This window comes from Streptomyces sp. CA189, assembly GCF_056428985.1.
On sequence record NZ_JBWJVM010000181.1, the window covers coordinates 1 to 1320 of the forward strand.

The 1320-nt window shown below is 69.3% G+C and carries 1 protein-coding gene; it reads left to right on the forward strand.

From position 1 onward, the window contains the following. Positions 1–1199 (forward strand): IS701 family transposase (locus AC061S_RS44405; protein WP_478691570.1); only part of this gene is annotated, 1199 nt, incomplete at its 5' end. Positions 1200–1320 lie beyond the last annotated feature (121 nt).

The following is a 1320-nucleotide window of genomic DNA, read 5'->3' on the forward strand; positions in this document are numbered from 1 at the left end:
GGGAGCTTGCTGCGTTTCGGGTCCGGTTGGAGGAGTTCGCCTCCGAGGTGTTCGCGCCGTTGGTGCGGCGGGACCAGCGCGAGAAGGGCTTGCTCTATCTGCGGGGCCTGTTGCTGGACGGCCGGCGCAAGTCGATGCAGCCGATGGCCGAACGCCTCGGCATTGATCACCAACGGTTGCAGCAGTTCATGACGTCCTCGACCTGGCCGGTCGAGGACGTGAGGGCCCGGCTCGCATGGCGGGCCGTGGCCGCGGTGCGGCCCGAGGTCTGGGTCGTGGACGACACCGGCTTCCCCAAGGACGGCACCGCCTCGCCCGGGGTGGCCCGCCAGTACTCGGGCACTTTGGGAAAGGTCGGCAACTGCCAGATCGGCGTCAGCGTCCACGCCGCCTCGGACACAGCCTCCTGCCCGCTGTCCTGGCGTTTGTTCCTGCCTGCCGCATGGGACGGGCCCCAGGCGGCCGCCCGTCGCGAGGCCTGCCGGATTCCCGATACCGAGCACCACCGCCCCAAGTGGCAGCTCGCGCTGGACATGCTCGACGAACTCGACGGCATCGGCCTGCGGCCCGCCGTCCTGGTCGCGGACACCGGCTACGGAGCGAACGCGGACTTCCGCCACGGCCTGGAAGACCGGGGCCTGGCCTACGTCCTGCAGGCCAAAGCCGAGATGACCGCCCACGGCGAGGAGGCTGAACCACACCAGCCCGCATACAGCGGGCTGGGCCCCCGGCCGCTGCCCCGCTACCGCACCCGGCCCCTCTCCTTACGCGACCACGTGCTGGCCACAGGCCGCCGGGCGGGACGCACCCTGACCTGGCGCAAGGGCTCGAAAGCGGCAATGAGCTCGCATTTCTTACTCCTGCGGGTCCGCCTCGCGGGCCGTCGGCCCAAGCCCGCAGATGACGGAACGATCCCCCTCAGCTGGCTGGTCGCCCAGTGGCCGGAGGGTGAAACAGAGCCGGTGAAGTACTGGATCTCCAACCTGCCCGCCGACATCCCGGCGAAGGACCTGGTCCGCCTCGCGAAGACCCGCTGGCGGATCGAGCACGACTACCGCGAGCTGAAAACAGCTCTGGGCCTCGACCACTTCGAAGGCCGCTCGTTCACCGGCTGGCACCGCCACGTCACCCTCGTCACCGCCGCCCACCTGTTCCTCACCGAACAGCGGAGGACCCCAAAAGCCCCTGCCAGGGCCTGACCCTCTACCAGGCCCTGGACCTCCTCCAACACCTCATCGCCACCTGGACCGGCACATGCCCAACCTGCCGACAACCCACCCCATGGCAGCCCTACGACAGCACGTAACAAAGCCCTACTAG